Source organism: Streptomonospora arabica, assembly GCF_039531585.1.
Taxonomy (GTDB): Bacteria; Actinomycetota; Actinomycetes; order Streptosporangiales; family Streptosporangiaceae; genus Streptomonospora; species Streptomonospora halophila.
In genome coordinates this window covers 551,952-569,723 of record NZ_BAAAQI010000001.1, presented here as the reverse complement: position 1 = coordinate 569,723, position 17,772 = coordinate 551,952, and the positions used below count along the sequence as shown (strand labels likewise).

Annotated in this window: 11 protein-coding genes; 8 read left to right on the top strand and 3 right to left on the bottom strand. The window is 73.3% G+C overall.

The window, feature by feature from the left end; translation table 11 throughout:
- Positions 1 to 67: 67 nt before the first annotated feature.
- Positions 68 to 466 carry a DUF6703 family protein gene (locus tag ABD284_RS02450; RefSeq protein WP_386699208.1) on the bottom strand — a complete coding sequence of 133 codons (399 nt, stop codon included), beginning with the start codon at positions 464 to 466 and terminating at the stop codon, positions 68 to 70.
- 603 nt (positions 467 to 1,069) lie between these two features.
- Between ABD284_RS02450 and ABD284_RS02445 the strand changes: the two genes are divergently transcribed.
- The 3 genes from ABD284_RS02445 to ABD284_RS02435 all read left to right on the top strand — a co-directional run bounded on the left by ABD284_RS02445 (position 1,070) and on the right by ABD284_RS02435 (position 6,772).
- Positions 1,070 to 4,780, top strand: a complete 3,711-nt coding sequence (locus ABD284_RS02445; protein ID WP_344140479.1) for a CDP-glycerol glycerophosphotransferase family protein — start codon at positions 1,070 to 1,072, stop codon at positions 4,778 to 4,780.
- Between the two features lie 69 nt (positions 4,781 to 4,849).
- Positions 4,850 to 5,182 carry an antibiotic biosynthesis monooxygenase family protein gene (locus ABD284_RS02440; RefSeq protein WP_344140477.1) on the top strand — a complete coding sequence of 111 codons (333 nt, stop codon included), beginning with the start codon at positions 4,850 to 4,852 and terminating at the stop codon, positions 5,180 to 5,182.
- A gap of 198 nt (positions 5,183 to 5,380) precedes the next feature.
- Positions 5,381 to 6,772, top strand: a complete 1,392-nt coding sequence (locus ABD284_RS02435; protein WP_344140475.1) for a glycine--tRNA ligase — start codon at positions 5,381 to 5,383, stop codon at positions 6,770 to 6,772.
- 314 nt (positions 6,773 to 7,086) lie between these two features.
- Here ABD284_RS02435 and trhA read toward each other — a convergent pair whose 3' ends face one another.
- Together trhA and ABD284_RS02425 are read right to left on the bottom strand one after the other, a co-directional pair.
- Positions 7,087 to 7,797, bottom strand: coding sequence for a PAQR family membrane homeostasis protein TrhA (gene trhA, locus ABD284_RS02430; RefSeq protein WP_386699205.1), 711 nt, complete (start codon positions 7,795 to 7,797; stop codon positions 7,087 to 7,089).
- 240 nt (positions 7,798 to 8,037) lie between these two features.
- Positions 8,038 to 9,399, bottom strand: coding sequence for a DUF2252 domain-containing protein (locus ABD284_RS02425; protein ID WP_344140473.1), 1,362 nt, complete (start codon positions 9,397 to 9,399; stop codon positions 8,038 to 8,040).
- A gap of 369 nt (positions 9,400 to 9,768) precedes the next feature.
- Here ABD284_RS02425 and ppdK point away from each other — a divergent pair, with 369 nt between their 5' ends.
- From ppdK to ABD284_RS02400, 5 genes are all read left to right on the top strand, one after another.
- The gene (ppdK, locus tag ABD284_RS02420; protein ID WP_344140471.1) at positions 9,769 to 12,447 is read left to right on the top strand and encodes a pyruvate, phosphate dikinase; all 2,679 of its coding nucleotides are present in this window, start codon (positions 9,769 to 9,771) and stop codon (positions 12,445 to 12,447) included.
- Between the two features lie 153 nt (positions 12,448 to 12,600).
- Positions 12,601 to 13,548, top strand: coding sequence for a YdcF family protein (locus ABD284_RS02415; protein ID WP_344140469.1), 948 nt, complete (start codon positions 12,601 to 12,603; stop codon positions 13,546 to 13,548).
- A 110-nt stretch (positions 13,549 to 13,658) separates the two neighbouring features.
- Entirely contained in the window at positions 13,659 to 14,963 is a 1,305-nt protein-coding gene (locus ABD284_RS02410; RefSeq protein WP_344140467.1) for a deoxyguanosinetriphosphate triphosphohydrolase, read from the top strand.
- A 646-nt stretch (positions 14,964 to 15,609) separates the two neighbouring features.
- A complete protein-coding gene (locus ABD284_RS02405) occupies positions 15,610 to 16,446 on the top strand; it encodes a putative protein N(5)-glutamine methyltransferase (protein WP_344140465.1) in 837 nt (278 codons plus the stop codon).
- Between the two features lie 291 nt (positions 16,447 to 16,737).
- Positions 16,738 to 17,766, top strand: a complete 1,029-nt coding sequence (locus ABD284_RS02400) for a LacI family DNA-binding transcriptional regulator (protein ID WP_344140463.1) — start codon at positions 16,738 to 16,740, stop codon at positions 17,764 to 17,766.
- Positions 17,767 to 17,772 lie beyond the last annotated feature (6 nt).

Genomic DNA, 17,772 nt, shown 5'->3' with positions numbered 1-17,772 from the left:
GCTGTCACGAGGAGCGCCGCGGCGCCTCCCGTGCCCGTCCGCGCGGTGCTCGCGGGAGCGGGCGTCCTCAGAACAGGCCGCTCTGCAGCAGGCCCAGGCCCAGCAGCACCGCGACGGCGGCCACCCGCATGACGCGCTCGCCGCTGCGCAGGCGCGGCCACGTGAGAAAGGCCAGCCAGCCGAAGAACGCCGCGAGCAGGATGAGCAGTACGGCGCCGGCCACCCCCGCCAGGACCAGGCCCGCGATGAGGACGACGCCCATCACCGCCGGCAGCAGCAGGCGCGGCGCGTTGTGCAGCCATACCAGCGGAACGGCGCTGCGCCGTTCGACCTCCCGGCGGAACCGGGAGGCGCCGGGTGTGTAGAACGTGTCGCCGGCCGGCAGCGGTCGCGGCGCACCCGCCGCGCCCCGGTCGGAGGGGCGGCCCGATCCCGGCTTCCTGCGCTTGGCTGCCACGGTCTCCACGACCTCCTCCGCCCTGCGGACCGCGCCCCGACGGGGCCGCTGCTGTCCGCAAAAGCATAGGTCGTACGGCGACCCGCCGGCAGGCCCGGGCGGTCCCCCGATGCCGCTCCCGGCGCCCCCGCGACCGCCCGCGGTGCGGATGCGCCGCGCAGCGGCACGGCGTGCGGCGGCGGCACGCGGGCCGCGTTATCCTGGTCGTCGACGTGGAGACGCCTGCCGCCCAGCGGCAAGACACCCGGATCCGCGTCGCACACGTCCGTGCCGGGCGAACGCGTCCGGGTCTTCTCAGCGAAATCCAAGCTGCCGACGATATACACGGTCGATCGTAGCCAGGGCGGCGCAGATCTCGGTTCCTGCGGATTCGGTGCGGGTCCTGCCGGCTCTCGTGGTCCGGGCACCAGGCGACGAAGCGGGGGAGTCCGATGCGCGACCGCAGGGGGCCGCCGCGGGGCCGGGAGGCGGCCGTAAGCCGCTGAACGGCGGTCGTGGCGGAGATTTACCGATCACTTACGCACGGTGACCTAGGTTGGCTCCCCATCGCCGCGGTGCCCCGCCGTCCGATCCACGTGCTCCGCAGCAGAAACGTCGGGAGATAGTTTTTCCGTGCCGAAGTTCAGCGTGATCGTGACCTTCGACGTCACCGAGCCGCATCTGCAGGACAGCCTCGACTCCCTGGCGCGCCAGGACCAGAGCCGCGACGACATCGAGGTCGTCCTCGTGCCGGTGGCGCCCTGGACCGGCCCGGCCGGCGGCGGCGCGGAGCCCGGCCGCGGGGACACCGGCGGGCGCTCCTCCGCCGCGGGCGAGGACGTCGACACCGACGACGACCCCGACGCCGAGGACGGCGCTGACACCGGCGACGAGCAGCTGCAGGAGACCGCGGAGGAAGAGGGCGACGAGGCGGTCGACACCGCGCGCGCCGAGGGGCTGGCCACCGCGCGCGAGTTCGCCGCCGCACCGCCCGAGGGCCTGTCCGTGCCGCCCGTACGGGAGCCCGCCGAGTCCCATCGCGCGGCCCGGTCCGCCGGCGCGGCCGCGTCCGCGGGCGAGTACCTGATGTTCCTGCCCGGCGGGGACAAGCTGAGCAGCTACGCGATCTCCTACCTGGGCACAGCTCTCGAGGAGTCCGGCTCCGACCTCGCCACCGGCGACATCTACCGGTTCAACGAGCTGGGCAGCCGGCCCTCCTCGGCGCACCGCAGCGTGTTCGCCAAGACGCGCACCCGCGTGGACGTGCACGCGCTGAACCCGCTGCTCTCCGACCGCCGCCACGGCAACAAGCTGTGGCGGCGCGGCTTCTGGGACCGCCTGCCCGCGGACGACCTCGCCCCCGCACCCGGTTCGGGGCACGACCCCGACCACGACACCGACCTCGACGTGGTGCGGGCCCTCTTCGCCGCCGGCGCCGTCGACGTGCTCGCCGCTCCGGTCTACCTGCTGCGCGACCGCTCCGTCGGCGACGACCTGAGCACGGAGGCCGCCGTCTCCCGGCGCCTGACCGCGCTCACCGCGCTGTCGGGCGCGCTCACCGGCCCCGACCGCGACCTGTGGGACGCCCGTGCGCTGCGCGGCGACCTGCGCTCCGTCCTGCTGCGCCTGGACTCCGCCGACGACGGCATGCGCCGGCGGTTCCTCGACCTCGCCAACACCTACCTCGGAGCCGTCTCGCGCGAGGTCCTGGACGGCCTCGCGCCCCTGCACCGGCTCAACTGGTTCCTGGTGCGCAAGCGCCAGGAGGACCGCCTGCTGGAGGCGATCACCTTCCAGAAGAGCGTGGAGCTGAAGAAGGCGCCCGTCGTCCGCCGCGGCCTGCACTACTACATGCGCTACCCCTTCTTCGAGGACGCCGAGGCCGGCGTTCCGCGCGAGGTCTACCGCGCCGACTCCGAGCTCAAGGTCCGGCAGAAGACCGAGTCCCTCGAGTGGCGCGGCGGGCGGCTGGTGGTCTCCGGCCGCGTCGGCGTCGTCCACCTGCGCGCGGCCCGCCGCTGGCAGCAGCAGCTCTTCGCGTTCGCGGTCAACACCGAGACCGGACGGCGCATCCCCGTCGCCGTCAAGGTGCGCCGTGCCGCCGAGTACCGCCTGCCCGACGTGCCCTCGGCCGCCCGGCACGACTACGGCGGCTTCGAGATCAGCCTCGACCCGGCACGGCTGCGCAGCTCGGGGCGGTGGCAGGCGGCCGACTGGCAGCTGGAGCTGGTCGTGGTCAACCGCGGTCTGGTGCGCCGGCGCATCGTGGGCAACCCCGTCAGCGGCCCGCCCGAGCGCCCGCCCTACCACCGGGTCGCCGAGGACGTGTGGATCCGCCCGACCTGGAGCAGCGGGCGCAAGCTGACCGTCTCGGTCGCGCCGGTGCAGGCCCGCCTGACCGAGCACCGCCTCAGCGACGCGGGTGCGCGGCCCGAGCTGGTACTCGAAGGCGACTTCGTCGGCCCGCCCGCGGCCGAGGCGGACCGGCTGCGGCTGACCCGCAAGCCGGGCACCACGCGGCTGGACTACCCCCTGGAGGTCGACGGCGCCCGCTACTGCGCGCGGGTTCCGGTGGACGACCTGGTCGACAACGCGGTGGACGAGGGCGCCCGGAGGCTGCGCCAGGAGCTGTGGCAGGCCGAGCTGGTCTCGCCGGACGGCCGCGCCGCCTCGGTGGCGGTGCCCGACGAGGTCCAGTCCGCCTCCTACGCCGCCGTGGACGGCTACCACGAGGTCGCCGTCCAGCGCACGACCAGCGGCTACCTGCGGCTGCGCGGGGGATGGGCCCACCCCGTGGTCCGCGACGTGTCCTGGTCGGGGCGCAACCTGGTGCTGGAGGGCCACTACTCCGCCCGGTCCCGTGCCGAGCTGGTGTTCCAGGCGCTGGGCCGCGACGAGGAGCACCCCGTTGCGCTGACGCGCGACGGCTCCTTCTTCAGCGCCAGGTTCACCCCGGCCGACATCCCGACGCTCTCGGGCACGCTGCCGCTGTCCGCCGGCAGCTACCAGCTGCGCGCGCGGGTGCGCCGCGACGACGGCCCGGTGACCGACATCGGCGCGGAGGTCGACGCCGACCTGCTGCGCCGCCTGCCGCTGCGCATGGAGACCCCCGAACGCACCTTCGCCTTCGAGGACACCGGCAGCGAGCGGCCCATGCTGCGCGTCAGCAGCGACCTGCGCCCCGAGGAGAAGGGCGACTTCGCGCAGCGGCGGCTGCGCGAGACCGTCTACCCGGCGCTGCGCAGCGAGCCCGTGCAGCCCGGCATCCTCTTCGACAGCTACACCGGCCGGCAGTTCTCCGACAGCCCGCACAGCATCTACTCCGAGCTGCGCTCCCGCGGCTCCTGGGCCGATCACCCGATGTCGTGGCTGGTCAAGGACGGCCAGGTGAACCTCCCCGAGGACCTGTCCCCGGTGCGCCACAACGGCCGCGACTTCTACGAGGCGCTGGCCCGCACCTCCCATCTGGTGACCAACTCCCGCCAGCCGGCGTGGTTCACCCGCCGCCCCGGCCAGGTCGTCGTGCAGACCTGGCACGGCTCGATGCTCAAGCGCATCGGCTTCGACATCGAGAACATCCGGGGCAAGTCCCGCGACTACCACGAGAAGCTGGCCTGGGAGACCCGGCAGTGGGACTACCTGGTCTCGCCGAGCCCGTGGGCGACCCCCATCCTGCGCCGCGCGTTCCGCTTCGAGGGCGAGATCCTGGAGACCGGCTACCCGCGCAACGACATCTTCTTCTCTGCCCGGCGCGACGAGATCGCCGAGCGCACGCGGCGGCGCCTGGGCCTGCCCGAGGGCAAGAAGGTGGTGCTCTACGCGCCCACGTGGCGCGACGACAAGTACTACACCCGCGGCAAGCACAAGCTCGACCTGCACCTGGATCTGCGGCGGATGTACGAGAAGCTCGGCGACGACCACGTGCTGCTGGTCCGCCGCCATCCGCGTGTCGTCGACAGCGTGCCGATCGTGGGGCGCGACTTCGTCTACGACGTGTCGCTCTACCCGGAGATCATGGAGCTGTTCCTGATCACCGACGTCCTCGTCACCGACTACTCGTCGATGATGTTCGACTTCGCCAACACCGGCCGCCCGATGCTGTTCTTCACCTACGACATCGAGAGCTACCGCGACAACCTGCGCGGCTTCTACTTCGACTTCGAGGAGACGGCGCCCGGACCGCTGCTGCGCCACTCCGACGACGTCATCGGAGCCCTGCTGGACGCCGACGAGGTGGCCGACCGGTACGCCCGCACCTACAAGGCGTTCACCGACCGCTTCTGCCCCCTGGACGACGGCGGGGCGTCGGCCCGGGTGGTGGACCGGGTCTTCGGCGAGGGCTGATCCGTGCAGGCGCAGGCCGGGCCCCGCTTTCGGGTCCGGGCGGTGCCCGCGGGGTGAGAGTATGGGCCGGTGATCGTGGTCACCCGTTACACCGTGCCCGAGGGCGAGCAGGACGCGTTCCTCGCCGGCGCCGAGGCCGCCGTCGAGGCGATGGCCCGCCGTCCGGGCTTCCGCGGCTCGCGCATCGGCCGCGCCGCGGACGACCCGCTGCTGTGGACGGTGGTCACCGAGTGGGACGGTCCGGGCGCCTACCGGCGGGCCCTGTCGAACTTCGACGTGCGCGTCGCCGCGGTCCCGCTGCTGTCCACGGCCCGCAACGAGCCCAGCGCCTTCGAGGTCGTCTCGCGCCGCGACGGTGCGGGCGCCGAATCCGCGGGCGGACCCGGCGCCACGGCCGGATAGCGACGGTACCGGGCGCGGGCCGCCCACGGGTGCCGGAACCGGGCATCGGGGGATACCCGTCGCAGCGGAGCCGTTCCGGTGCGTATCGCTTTCGGTGCACAGCCGCCCGCGCCCGTCCCTTAAGCTGGGCACTTACCGCAGGTACATCGCGTTGCGCGATCCGCCGACCGCCAGCCGGATGGAGAATCGAGAGAGCTTATGGCCGCCAAGTCAGAGGCGATGGACGCCCTTGTCAACCTCGCGAAGCGCCGGGGCCTGGTCTACCCCTCCAGCGAGATCTACGGGGGTCTGCGCGCCTCGTGGGACTACGGCCCGCTGGGCGTGGAGCTGAAGAGCAACGTCAAGCGCCAGTGGTGGCGCGCCATGGTCCAGGAACGCGAGGAGATCGTCGGCCTGGACTCCAGCGTCATCCTCTCCCGCGAGGTGTGGGAGGCGTCCGGCCACGTCAACGCCTTCGTCGACCCGCTCACCGAGTGCCAGTCCTGCCACAAGCGCTTCCGCCCCGACCATCTCGTCGAGGCCTACGAGGAGAAGCACGGCCACCCGCCGGAGAACGGCCTGGACGACCTCGCCTGCCCCAACTGCGGCGCGAAGAAGTCGTTCACCGAGCCGCGCATGTTCAACGCGATGCTGCGCACCTACCTCGGCGCCGTGCAGGACGACGAGTCGGGCCTGGCGTTCCTGCGGCCCGAGACCGCCCAGGGCATCTTCATCAACTACCTGAACGTGCAGCAGAGTGCGCGCAGGAAGATCCCCTTCGGCATCGGCCAGATCGGCAAGTCGTTCCGCAACGAGATCACGCCCGGCAACTTCATCTTCCGCACCCGCGAGTTCGAGCAGATGGAGATGGAGTTCTTCGTCCGCCCCGGCGACGACGAGGAATGGCACCAGTACTGGATCGACAACCGCATGCAGTGGTACTCCGACCTCGGCATCTCCAAGGAGAACCTGCGCCTCTACGAGCACCCGCAGGAGAAGCTGTCGCACTACTCCAAGCGCACCGTCGACATCGAGTACCGGTTCAACTTCACCGGCTCGGAGTGGGGCGAGCTCGAAGGCATCGCCAACCGCACCGACTTCGACCTCACCACGCACTCGCGGGCCTCGGGTGTCGACCTCTCCTACTTCGACCAGGAGTCCGACGAGCGCTACGTGCCCTACGTCATCGAGCCCGCGGCCGGTGTGGACCGCGCGGTGCTGACGTTCATGCTCGACGCCTACAACGTCGACGAGGCGCCCAACGCCAAGGGCAAGATGGAGAAGCGCGCCGTCATGCGGCTGGACCCGCGCCTGTCGCCGGTCAAGGCGGCCGTGCTGCCGCTGTCGCGCAACGCCGACCTCTCGCCCAAGGCCCGCGACCTCGCGGCCGCGCTGCGCAGGCGCTGGAACGTGGAGTTCGACGACGCGGGCGCCATCGGCCGCCGCTACCGCCGCCAGGACGAGATCGGCACCCCGTTCTGCGTCACCGTCGACTTCGACACCCTGGAGGACAACGCGGTCACCGTGCGCGAGCGCGACACGATGTCCCAGGAGCGCGTCTCGCTGGACCAGGTCGAGATGTACCTGGTGGAGCGCCTGCCGGGCTGCTGAGGTCCGCGGGGCCGCCGAGAGGGCCGCAGGACACGAAAGAGGCGACCGGACCCGGGGGGATGTGGTTTCCGGTCGCCTCGTTCGTTCTGCCGGGTGCACACACCCGGCCGAACCGGTTCTCACGCTATCGGCGCGGCCGCCGCGCGTCCCGGGCTGTCGCCTGCTCGCGTTCACCTGTAAGCGAATCGTGACCGGTCGACCGCGGCGCGGGCCGAGCGGCCGAGCCGCCGCGCGGCACCGCGGTCCCGTCCCATCGGCGGCCTCGCCGGGACGCCGCGGCGCAGGGCCGCCGGGGCCCCGGCCGGGCCGCTGCGTCAGCCGGCCGTGTAGACCACGAACGAAACGGCGATGTACTGGCAGATGTAGGCGGCCACGGTCAGCGAGTGGAAGACCTCGTGGAACCCGAACCAGCGCGGGGCGGGGTCGGGGCGCTTGAGTCCGTAGACGACGGCGCCCGCGCTGTAGAGCAGCCCGCCGGCCAGCACCAGGATCCAGGCCGCCGGATGGGTCCCGCTGATCAGCTGGGGGATGAACAGCACGGCGACCCAGCCGATCGCCAGGTACAGCGCGGTGGACAGCCAGCGCGGTGCGTTGAGCCAGAACACCTTGAACACCACTCCGGCCAGCGCGCCGGTCCAGATGAGCGCGAGCATGGCCGTGCGCAGCCCGCCGTCGAGCACCAGGACCACGAACGGCGTGTAGGTGCCGGCGATGATCAGGTAGATGTTGGCGTGGTCCATCCGGCGCAGCACGGCCATCGGCCGGTGGGACCAGCGGCCGACGTGGTAGACGGCCGAGGTGGCGAACAGCAGCACGGCCGAGGCGGCGTAGACGGCCGCGGCGGCGCGCGCCGCCGCGGTGGGCGCCAGACTCACGAGCACGATCCCGGCGGCGAGCGCCAGCGGAGCGGTGCCCAGGTGCAGCCAGCCGCGCAGCCGCGGCTTGACCGCCTCGACCAGGTCGGCGGCGATCCCCCGCGCACCCTCGTGCTGCTGGTTCGGGGGCAGCGGATCGGGGCGTGTCACCGGGTTCCCCCTCGCATGCGAGCGCACACCTGAACCTCCGTCCTCCTGCGTGCCTTGGCGGTGCGCGGGGAGCGGGCCGGCGGGCTCCGCTCGGCGTGCCGCGATGAAGGCGCTGCCTCCCGCGATACTACCTACGGAAGCGTAGGTTACCGAACAGTAGAAGCGTGTGGCTCTGCGCACAGGCGGCGCGTCGGCGGCCGGCCGGCGGATGCCCGCGGGTCGCCGGCGCGCCGGGCGGACTCAGGCGCGGGCCCGCGTGGCACCGGTGGAGCGGACACCGGGGATGGCGTTGCCGCGGAACGCCTCGACGAACAGCGCGCGGTCCTTTCGGGCCTGCTCGGCGTACTGGCGGGCGAACCCGGTGTTCCAGGCGATGAACTCCTCCTCGCGCCCGTCGAGCGCCTCGATGATGGCCTCCTCGGTCTGGAAGGACACCAGCGACTGGTCGGAGTCGCGGTCGGACACGCAGTGCGCCTTGGCGGTGGCGCGGCCCAGGTAGGCCAGCACCGACGCGATCTCGTCGGGCTCGGTCAGGTCGCTCCAGTCGAGGTCGTCGACGTAGGGGGAGAGTTCGGAGACCACGAATCCGACGCCGTCGTAGGTGGTGTGGCCCAGCAGCGGGTCGGCGTGCGCCTGGAGCGCGCGCTGGGAAACGGCGGTGCGGTGGCCGTGGTGCAGGAAGTACCGGTTGATGTCGGGGTCGGTGACCACCCGCGCGGGCGCGGCCACGTTGCCCTGCTTCATCGACAGCACGATGTCGTTGTCCAGAGCCTCGCTGAAGCCCTCGATGAGCACGTTGTAGGCGGGCAGCCCGGCGCTGCCGATGCCGAACCCGGCCTTGCCCACGACGTCCTTGACCCGGTAGGCGATGGAGTCGTAGCGCTTGTCGTCGGGGATCGTCGCCCGGTAGGCGTCGAACGCCGCGCACACGGCCTCGCGCTCCTCGGCGCCCAGCCGCCGCACGCCCGCCCCGTCGCGGAACCGGCGGTCGTAGTCCTCCACCTGCGTCATGGAGTCCAGCAGCGTCACGCGGCTGTTCAGCCGGCTGCGCTGGAGCACGTCGCGGATGGGGCCGTCGGTGGTGTCCAGCCGCAGCGAGAAGGCCTCGTCCCCGCTGTGCTCGGCGAAGCGGCGCACCTGGTCGACGTAGGCGCGCACATAGGTCGCCACCAGCGCGTCGATGTCCTCGTCGGAGAACGCCTTGCGCCAGCTCAGCAGTGCGACGCTGGCCACGAACCGCCGCACGTCCCAGGTGTAGTGGCCCAGGTAGGCCTCGTCGAAGTCGTTGACGTCGAAGATGAGCGCGCCCCGCGCGTTCATGTAGGTGCCGAAGTTCTCGGCGTGCAGGTCGCCCTGGATCCACACCCGGGAGGTGCGCTCGTCGGTCCAGGGGTCGTCGAGTCCGGCGACGTCGGCGTAGAACAGGCAGGCGCTGCCGCGGTAGAAGGCGAAGGGGTCGGCGGCCATCTTGCGGAACTTCGTCCGGAAGGCGCCGGGGTCGGCCTCCATCATCTCGGAGAAGGCGTCGACGAGGGTGGCGATGATGCGTTCCTGGCGCTCGGCGTCGGAGCGGGTCGGCACTGGTTCGCTTGTTTCGGGCATGTCCACATCCTCCCAGCGGTGGGCGCCGCCGCGCAGCCGCCCCGCTGGCCCCTCCCGCGCGGCGCGCCGATGGCAGTGGACCAGTGGGAGGGGGCGCCGCCCGGCGCCCCGTGCGTCCCACAGGCACCGTCCGCACCACCCTCGTCCACCTGCGCAGCCGCGCACATCCGCTCTTTTCCCGCCGCGGATCCGGCCTGGCGGGCGGAGGGAAACGTCCAGACCATTGGTATAGACCTGTCGGAAGGATTCTGCCTGCGAAAACATCGGTATTAGGGTGGGGTGAGAGGTCGTAACGCGTCAGCTGGGTAGAGTCGCGCGCATTCCAGGACGAGCGGCCGCTTCAGGTCCTTCCGACAGCAGGGAGCCACCGTGCCCAAGTACGTTTACGAGTTCGCCGAGGGCAGCAAGGACCTCAAGGAACTGCTCGGCGGCAAGGGCGCCAACCTCGCCGAGATGACCAACCTCGGCCTGCCCGTGCCCCCGGGCTTCACGATCACCACCGAGGCCTGCCGGTACTTCCTCGCCAACGACGCCATGCCCGACGGCCTCGACGCCGAGATCGGCGCCAAGCTGAGCGCCCTGGAGCGCGCGATGGGCAAGCGGCTCGGCCAGCCCGACGACCCGCTGCTGGTCAGCGTCCGCTCCGGCGCCAAGTTCTCCATGCCCGGGATGATGGAGACGGTCCTCAACATCGGCCTCAACGACGAGTCGGTGCGCGGCCTGGCGGCCCAGTCCGGCGACGAGCGCTTCGCCTGGGACTCCTACCGCCGGCTGATCCAGATGTTCGGCAAGACCGTCCAGGGCATCGGCGGCGAACTGTTCGACGACGCCTTCGAAGAGGTCAAGCGGCAGAAGGGCGTCGTCGGCGACCTCGACCTCGACGCCGCCGACCACCGCAAGCTCGTCGACGTCTTCAAGGGCATCGTCGCCGAGCACACCGGCCGGGAGTTCCCCGCCGACCCCCGCGAGCAGATGGACCTGGCCGTCCGCGCGGTCTTCGGCTCGTGGAACGCCCCTCGCGCCGTCCTCTACCGCCGCCAGGAGCGCATCCCGGTGGACCTGGGCACCGCGGTCAACGTCTGCGCCATGGTGTTCGGCAACCTGGGCATGGACTCCGGGACCGGCGTGGCCTTCACCCGCGACCCCGCCTCGGGCCGCCAGGGCGTCTACGGCGACTACCTGCAGAACGCCCAGGGCGAGGACGTGGTGGCCGGCATCCGCAACACGGTCCCGCTGGCCGACCTGGAGCGCGTCGACAGCCGCTGCTACGCCGAGCTCCTGTCGATCATGGAGACGCTGGAGAACCACTACCGCGACCTGTGCGACATCGAGTTCACCATCGAGCGCGGCAAGCTGTGGATGCTGCAGACCCGCGTCGGCAAGCGCACCGCCGCCGCGGCCTTCCGCATCGCCGACCAGCTCATCGACCAGGGCATGATCACCCTGGACGAAGCCGTCTCCCGCGTCACCGGCGACCAGCTCGCCCAGCTGATGTTCCCCCGCTTCGCCGACGACGTCGAGGGCCACCTGCTGGGCACCGGCATGAACGCCTCGCCCGGAGCCGCGGTGGGCAAGGCCGTCTTCGACTCCTACACCGCCATCAAGTGGGCGCGCAGCGGCGAGGACGTCATCCTGTGCCGGCGCGAGACCAACCCCGACGACCTGGAGGGCATGCTGTCGGCGTCGGGCATCCTCACCAGCCGGGGCGGCAAGACCTCCCACGCCGCCGTCGTCGCGCGCGGCATGGGCAAGACGTGCGTCTGCGGCGCCGAGGAACTGGGCATCGACACCAAGAACCGCCGCCTCACCGCGCCCGGCGGGGAGGTCGTCGAGGAGGGCGACGTCATCTCCATCGACGGCACCAGCGGCCGGGTCTACCTCGGCGCGGTGCCGGTGGTCTCCTCACCGGTGGTGCGCTACTTCGAGGGCGAGATCGACCCCGCCTCCGACGAGGCCGACGACCTCGTCCGCGCCGTGGACCGCATCATGCACTACGCCGACGCCGCGCGCCGCCTGCGGGTGCGCGCCAACGCCGACAACGCCGAGGACGCCGCCCGCGCGCGCCGCATGGGCGCCGAGGGCGTCGGGCTCTGCCGCACCGAGCACATGTTCCTCGGCGACCGCCGCCAGCTCGTCGAGCGGCTCATCCTCGCCGACACCGAGGCCGAGCAGCAGGAGGCCCTCGACCGGCTGCTGCCTCTGCAGCGCGACGACTTCGCCGAGGCGTTCGAGGCCATGGACGGCCTGCCGGTGACCGTACGGCTGCTGGACCCGCCGCTGCACGAGTTCCTGCCCGACATCACCGAGCTGTCGGTGCGCGTGGCGGTCGCCGAGTCGCGCGGCGAGAGCCACGAGAACGACCTGCGGCTGCTGCAGGCCGTGCACAAGCTGCACGAGCAGAACCCGATGCTGGGCCTGCGCGGCGTACGCCTGGGACTGGTCGTACCCGGCCTGTTCACCATGCAGGTGCGCGCCATCGCCCGGGCCGCCGCGCAGCTGCTCGCCGAGGGCCGCCGCCCCCGACCCGAGATCATGATCCCGCTGGTGGGGACGGTCCAGGAACTGGAGATCATCCGCGACGAGTCCAACCGCGTGCTGCGCGAGGTCGGCGAGGAGTACGGCGTCGAGCTGGACTTCCCGGTCGGCACCATGATCGAGCTGCCGCGCGCCGCGCTGACGGCCGGGCAGATCGCGGAGAGCGCCGAGTTCTTCTCGTTCGGCACCAACGATCTCACCCAGACCGTGTGGGGGTTCTCCCGCGACGACGTGGAGGCGTCGTTCTTCTCCGCCTACCTGGAGAAGGGCGTCTTCGGCGTGTCCCCGTTCGAGTCGCTGGACGTCGAGGGCGTCGGGCGGCTGATCGAGATCGCGACAGCCGAGGGCCGCGCCGCCCGGCCCGGCATCAAGCTGGGCATCTGCGGCGAGCACGGCGGCGACCCCGACTCGGTGCACTTCTTCCACCGCGCGGGGCTGGACTACGTCTCCTGCTCGCCGTTCCGCGTCCCCGTGGCCCGGCTGGAGGCCGGGCGCGCCGCGGCGCGCGGCTGAGCCGGTCCCCGCAGGGCCCGGGTGCGCCGACCGCGGCGGCGCACCCCGGCCGGCCCCGGCGGAGGGGCCGCCACGCGGTCGCACAGCCGCTCGGGAAGGTCGCGGCGTCGGTTATCGTCGGGCTTGTCCGAGGAGCGAGACCGGGGGTGGCTGGTGCCAGGAGCGGGGGAGGGCCGCGGCGACGCCGCTTCGACGCGGGGCCGGGCGGAGAACGGGGCCGAGGCCACCCGGGTGTTCACCCGGCCCGCGTCCGGTGCACCGAAGGACCGGGCCGAGGAGACGCGGCCGTTCTCGCGCGGCGCCCGCCCGGCCGACGGCGGCGCCGCTTCCCTCGACGCCTCCGGCGCGCAGGGCGGGGATGCGGACGCGACACAGGTCATGCGCCGTTCCGCCGGACCGGACGGCGGCGGTCCCGGCGGGCCGGACGGCCCCGGGGACCGCGGCCCGCGCGGCGCCGCTCCCGCACCGCGCCCGCGCCGCCGGCGCCGCGTCCGGGTGCGCTGGATCGTGGCGCTGGCCCTGCTGCTCGTCCTGGCGGCGCCGCCCGCCACCTGGGTGTGGGTCTGGTACACCGCCCGCGCCGACGAGCGCCCGCCGTCGGACGCGATCCTGGTGCTGGGGGCCAGCCAGTACAACGGCCGCCCGTCGCCGATCTTCGAGGCGCGGCTGGCCCACGCCGAAGACCTCTACCGCGCGGGCGTCGCTCCCGCCGTCGTCACGGTCGGCGGCAACCAGCCCGGCGACAACTACACCGAGGGCGGATCGGGGCGCGACTGGCTGGTCGAGCAGGGCGTGCCCGCCGCCGACGTCGTCGCCGTCGAAGAGGGCGACGATACCCTGAAGAGCATCGAGGCCGTCTCCGGGGTCTTCGAGGACCGCGGCTGGTCCAGCGTGGTGATCGTCACCGACCCCTGGCACAGCCTGCGCTCCCGGCAGATGGCCGGCGACCACGGCATGGAGGCCGCCACCTCGCCGTCGCGCTCCGGCCCGGCGGTGATCGAGCGGGAGACCCAGCTGTGGTACATCACCCGCGAGACGGCCTCGCTCTGGTACTACTGGATCTTCGGCGACAGCAGCGACATCGAGGTCGACGCCGCCTGACCGCTGTGCGGGCTGCGTCCGGACTCCGCCCGGTCGGACCGGTCGGACCGGTCGACGCACGGTGCGCTGCGCACCTTCGCCGGTGCCGTTGCGTAGAGTCGATCGTGACCATGGCAGCGAGCGATGAGACCCCACCGCGCGGCTACAGCGCCCACGACCGGCGGCGCTGGGCCCCCGAACCCGACAAGAGCCGCGCGCGCGGCCCGTTCGAGCGCGACCGGGCGCGCGTGCTGCACAGCTTCGCGCTGCGTCGGCTGGCCGCGAAGACCCAGGTGGTCCAGCCCGGCGCCAGCGACTTCCCGCGCACCCGGCTGACCCACTCCCTGGAGTGCGCCCAGATCGGCCGCGAGCTCGGCGGGGCGCTGGGCTGCGACCCCGACCTGGTCGAGGCGGCCTGCCTGGCACACGACCTCGGGCACCCGCCCTTCGGCCACAACGGCGAGAAGGCGCTGGACGCGGCCGCGGCACCCTGCGGCGGGTTCGAGGGCAACGCACAGAGCCTGCGGCTGCTCACCCGGCTGGAGGGCAAGGTCCTCGTCGACGGGGCGGCGCCCGGCGGAGAGGCGCTCTCCGAGGGCGCTGAGCAGCCGGCCAGCGCCGGCCTCAACCTCACCCGGGCGACGCTGGACGCGACGCTGAAGTACCCCTGGCCGCGCGGCGGCGGCGACGGCCGCAAGTTCAACTGCTACCCCGACGACCGGGGGGTCTTCGACTGGATCCGCGGGGGCGCGCCCGCCGCCGGGCTGGGCGGCCGGCCGCGGCTGTGCTTCGAGGCCCAGGTCATGGACTGGGCGGACGACGTCGCCTACTCCGTCCACGACCTGGAGGACGCACTCTACGCCGGGATGATCCGGCTGCCCGCGCTGCACAGCCGCGCCGAGCGCGCCGAGGTGTGCGCGGTCGCCGCCTCCCTCTACGCCGACGCCGGGGCGGCCGAGCTGGAGGAGGTCTTCGCCGGTCTGATGGCCGAGCCGTTCTGGCCCAAGGACTTCTCCGGCGACCTCGCCTCGCTGGCGGCGCTGAAGAACCTGACCAGCGAGCTGATCGGCCGGCTGTGCCGCTCCGCCGAACAGGCCACCCGCGCGGCCTGCGGCCCCGGGCCCGTCACCCGCTACGCCGCCGACCTGGCCGTCCCGCGCCGGAATCTGCTGGAGTGCGCCCTGCTCAAGGCGCTGACCGCCCACTACGTGATGGCGCGGTCCGAGGCGGTGGCCTACCAGGCCCGCGAGCGCGAGATCATCGCCGAACTGGTCGACGCCGTCCAGCGCCGCGCACCCGCCACCCTGGACGGCCCCTTCCGCACCGCCTGGGAGCGCGCTCCGGACGGCACCGCCGCGCTTCGGGTGGTTGTGGACCAGGTCGCGTCCCTCACCGATACCTCGGCGCGTGCCTGGCACGCGCGCCTCGCCCGCTAGAGCGGGCGGGTGTGCGCGTGAGCCCGGCGGCGCGTCCGGGAGCCGCCTCGTGTGAGCCGCGCCGCGGGCCCCGGGCCGCGGGTCCGGGGTCCCGGCGGGCGGCCGTCGGCGCGGACCGGCGCGTTTCGCGTGGTTGTGGACCAGGTCGCGTCCCTTGCCGGCACCTCGGCCCGTGCGTGGCACGCGCGCCTCGCCCGCTAGAGCGGGCGGGTGTGCGCGTGAGCCCGGCGGCGCGCCCGGGAGCCGCCTCGTGTGAGCCGCGCCGCGGGCCCCGGGCCGCGGGTCCGGGGTCCCGGCGGGCGGCCGTCGGCGCGGACCTGCGCGCTTCGGGTGGTTGTGGAGCGCCGGCGCGCCCGGGAGCCGCCCCGTGCGAGCCGCGGGTCCCGGCCGGCGGCGACAGCGGGCGGCCGAAATCGGCGCGGACCGCCGCGCACCCGGGTGGTACCGTGGCGCTCGCCGAGCCGCACGACCGCGTTCGGTAGTCCGACCAGGCAGAACCGGACCGCGTCCCCCTGAGGGGCGCCCGGCCGAGGAGGTGAGACCCGTTTCCGTCGTACCGGGCAGGGTGCTCACCCTCCGCGGCCCCGTCGCCGAACCGGCATAGACCGCCGCGGGAGCACCTTCACGCTTCCCGAAAGGCCGTCCGATGCCGTATTCGCCAGTACCCGACCCGTCGCCCTCTCCGGCCGCCCCGTTCGCGCGGTCCGCACCGGCCCACCCCGCCGTCGTCGCCCGACTGCGCGCCGCCGGCTGCGTCTTCGCCGAGGACGAGGCCGACCTCCTGTTCTTCGCCGCGCTCGGTTCCGCCGACCTCGACGCGAAGGTCGAGCGGCGCGCCGCGGGCGTGCCGCTCGAGCACGTCGTCGGGTGGGCGGCGTTCGCCGGCCTGCGTGTCGCCGTCGACCCCGGCGTGTTCGTGCCGCGGCGGCGCACCGAGTTCCTCGTGGCCCGGGCCGCGGCCCTCGCGCCCGAGCGGCCGGCGGTGGTGGACCTGTGCTGCGGGTCCGGTGCCCTGGGCGCCGCGCTGGCCGCGGTCCGGCCCGGGGCCGAACTGCACGCCGCCGACGTCGACCCGGCCGCGGTCGCCTGCGCGCGGCGCAACGTCGCCGCCTTCGGCGGCACGGTCTACACGGGCGACCTCTACGACCCGCTGCCGCGCGGGCTGCGCGGCCGCGTGGACGTGCTGATGGCCAACGTGCCCTACGTCCCCACGGGCGAGATCGGCCTGCTGCCCGGCGAGGCGCGCGAGCACGAGGCCCGCACCGCGCTCGACGGCGGCCCCGATGGCCTGGCGACGCTGCGCCGGGTGAGCGCCGCGGCGCCGGTCTGGCTCGCGCCGGGCGGGCGCCTGCTGTTCGAGACGAGCGAGCGCCAGGCGGAGACGGCCGCGGCGATCGCCGCCGGCGACGGCTTCTGGGTACAGGTGGAGGCCGACGAGGAGATCGGCGCCACGGTGGTCGTCGCGACCGCGCCCGGCGCCTGACGGCGTCGCCGGGACCGGGGCCCGCGCGGCGGCGCCCCGGTCGCGAGCGGGGGCCGGCTGTTCGGCCCCGCACCGGCCCGCCGCCGGCCGGGTCCCGCGCGCCCCGGCCGCGCCGTGCGCCCCGCCGCCGCGCGTGGCCGCGGAGTCACCGCCTGTACCGGCCGTGGCCCGTATCTCCTTCCGTTGTGATCCGGATCGCGCGACCCTCTTGACGGGGGTGAATGTTAGCGCTAACAATGTTGCTCACGTCACTGAGGCGTAAAACCCGCGTTTCGAGGAGTTGGAGCACGCATGTCGGTACCCGTTGGGCGCAGCCCGGTCATGGCCGATGTCGCACGGCTGGCCGGCGTGTCCCATCAGACCGTCTCGCGCGTGCTCAACGGCCACCCCAACGTCCGCGCCGAGACCCAGGCACGGGTGCAGTCGGCGATCGAGGAGCTGGGATACCGGCGCAACTCCTCCGCGCGTGCACTCGTCACCCGCCGCACCGGCGTGATCGGCGTCGTCGCCTTCGACACCACCCACTACGGGCCCGCGCAGACGCTCTCCGGGATCGAGCACGCCGCGCGCGCCGACGGCTACTTCCTCAGCGTGGTCACCCTGCAGACCGTCACCCGCGAGGCGGTGAGCGAGGCCATGGACTACCTCGCCCAGCAGTCGGTCGAGGGCTACATCGTGATCGCGCCCAAGCGCGCGGTCGTCGAGGGCCTGGCGGACCAGCCCGCCGAGCGCCCGGTGGTCGCGGTCGAGGGCGGCGAGGCGCCGGACCTGCCCGTGGTCTGCGTCGACCAGGTCGGAGGCGGCTACCTGGCGACGCGCCATCTGCTCGACCTCGGCCACCGCACCGTCCACCACATCGCCGGACCCGGCGACTGGCTGGAGGCCGAGGGCCGGATCGCCGGCTGGCGCCGTGCGCTGGAGGAGGCCGGTGCGCCGGTCCCCGATCCGCTGCACGGCGACTGGCGGCCCCGCTCCGGCTACCGCATCGGCGCGCAGCTCGCCGAGGAGCGTGAGGCCACCGCCCTCTTCGTGGCCAACGACCAGATGGCGCTGGGTGCCCTGCGTGCGCTGGGCGAGGCCGGCGTGCGCGTCCCCGACGACGTCAGTGTCATCGGCTTCGACGACATCCCCGAGTCCGAGTTCTTCACCCCGCCGCTGACTACGGTGGCCCAGGACTTCAGCGAAGTGGGCCGCCGGGGCATAGGGCTGCTGATCGACCTGCTGGAGGACCCCACCGACACCGTTCCGATGACCCCGGCGCGCAGCGTGGTGCCGGCACGCCTGGTCACCCGCGTCAGTACCGCACCCGCCCCCGCGTAGCCGGCC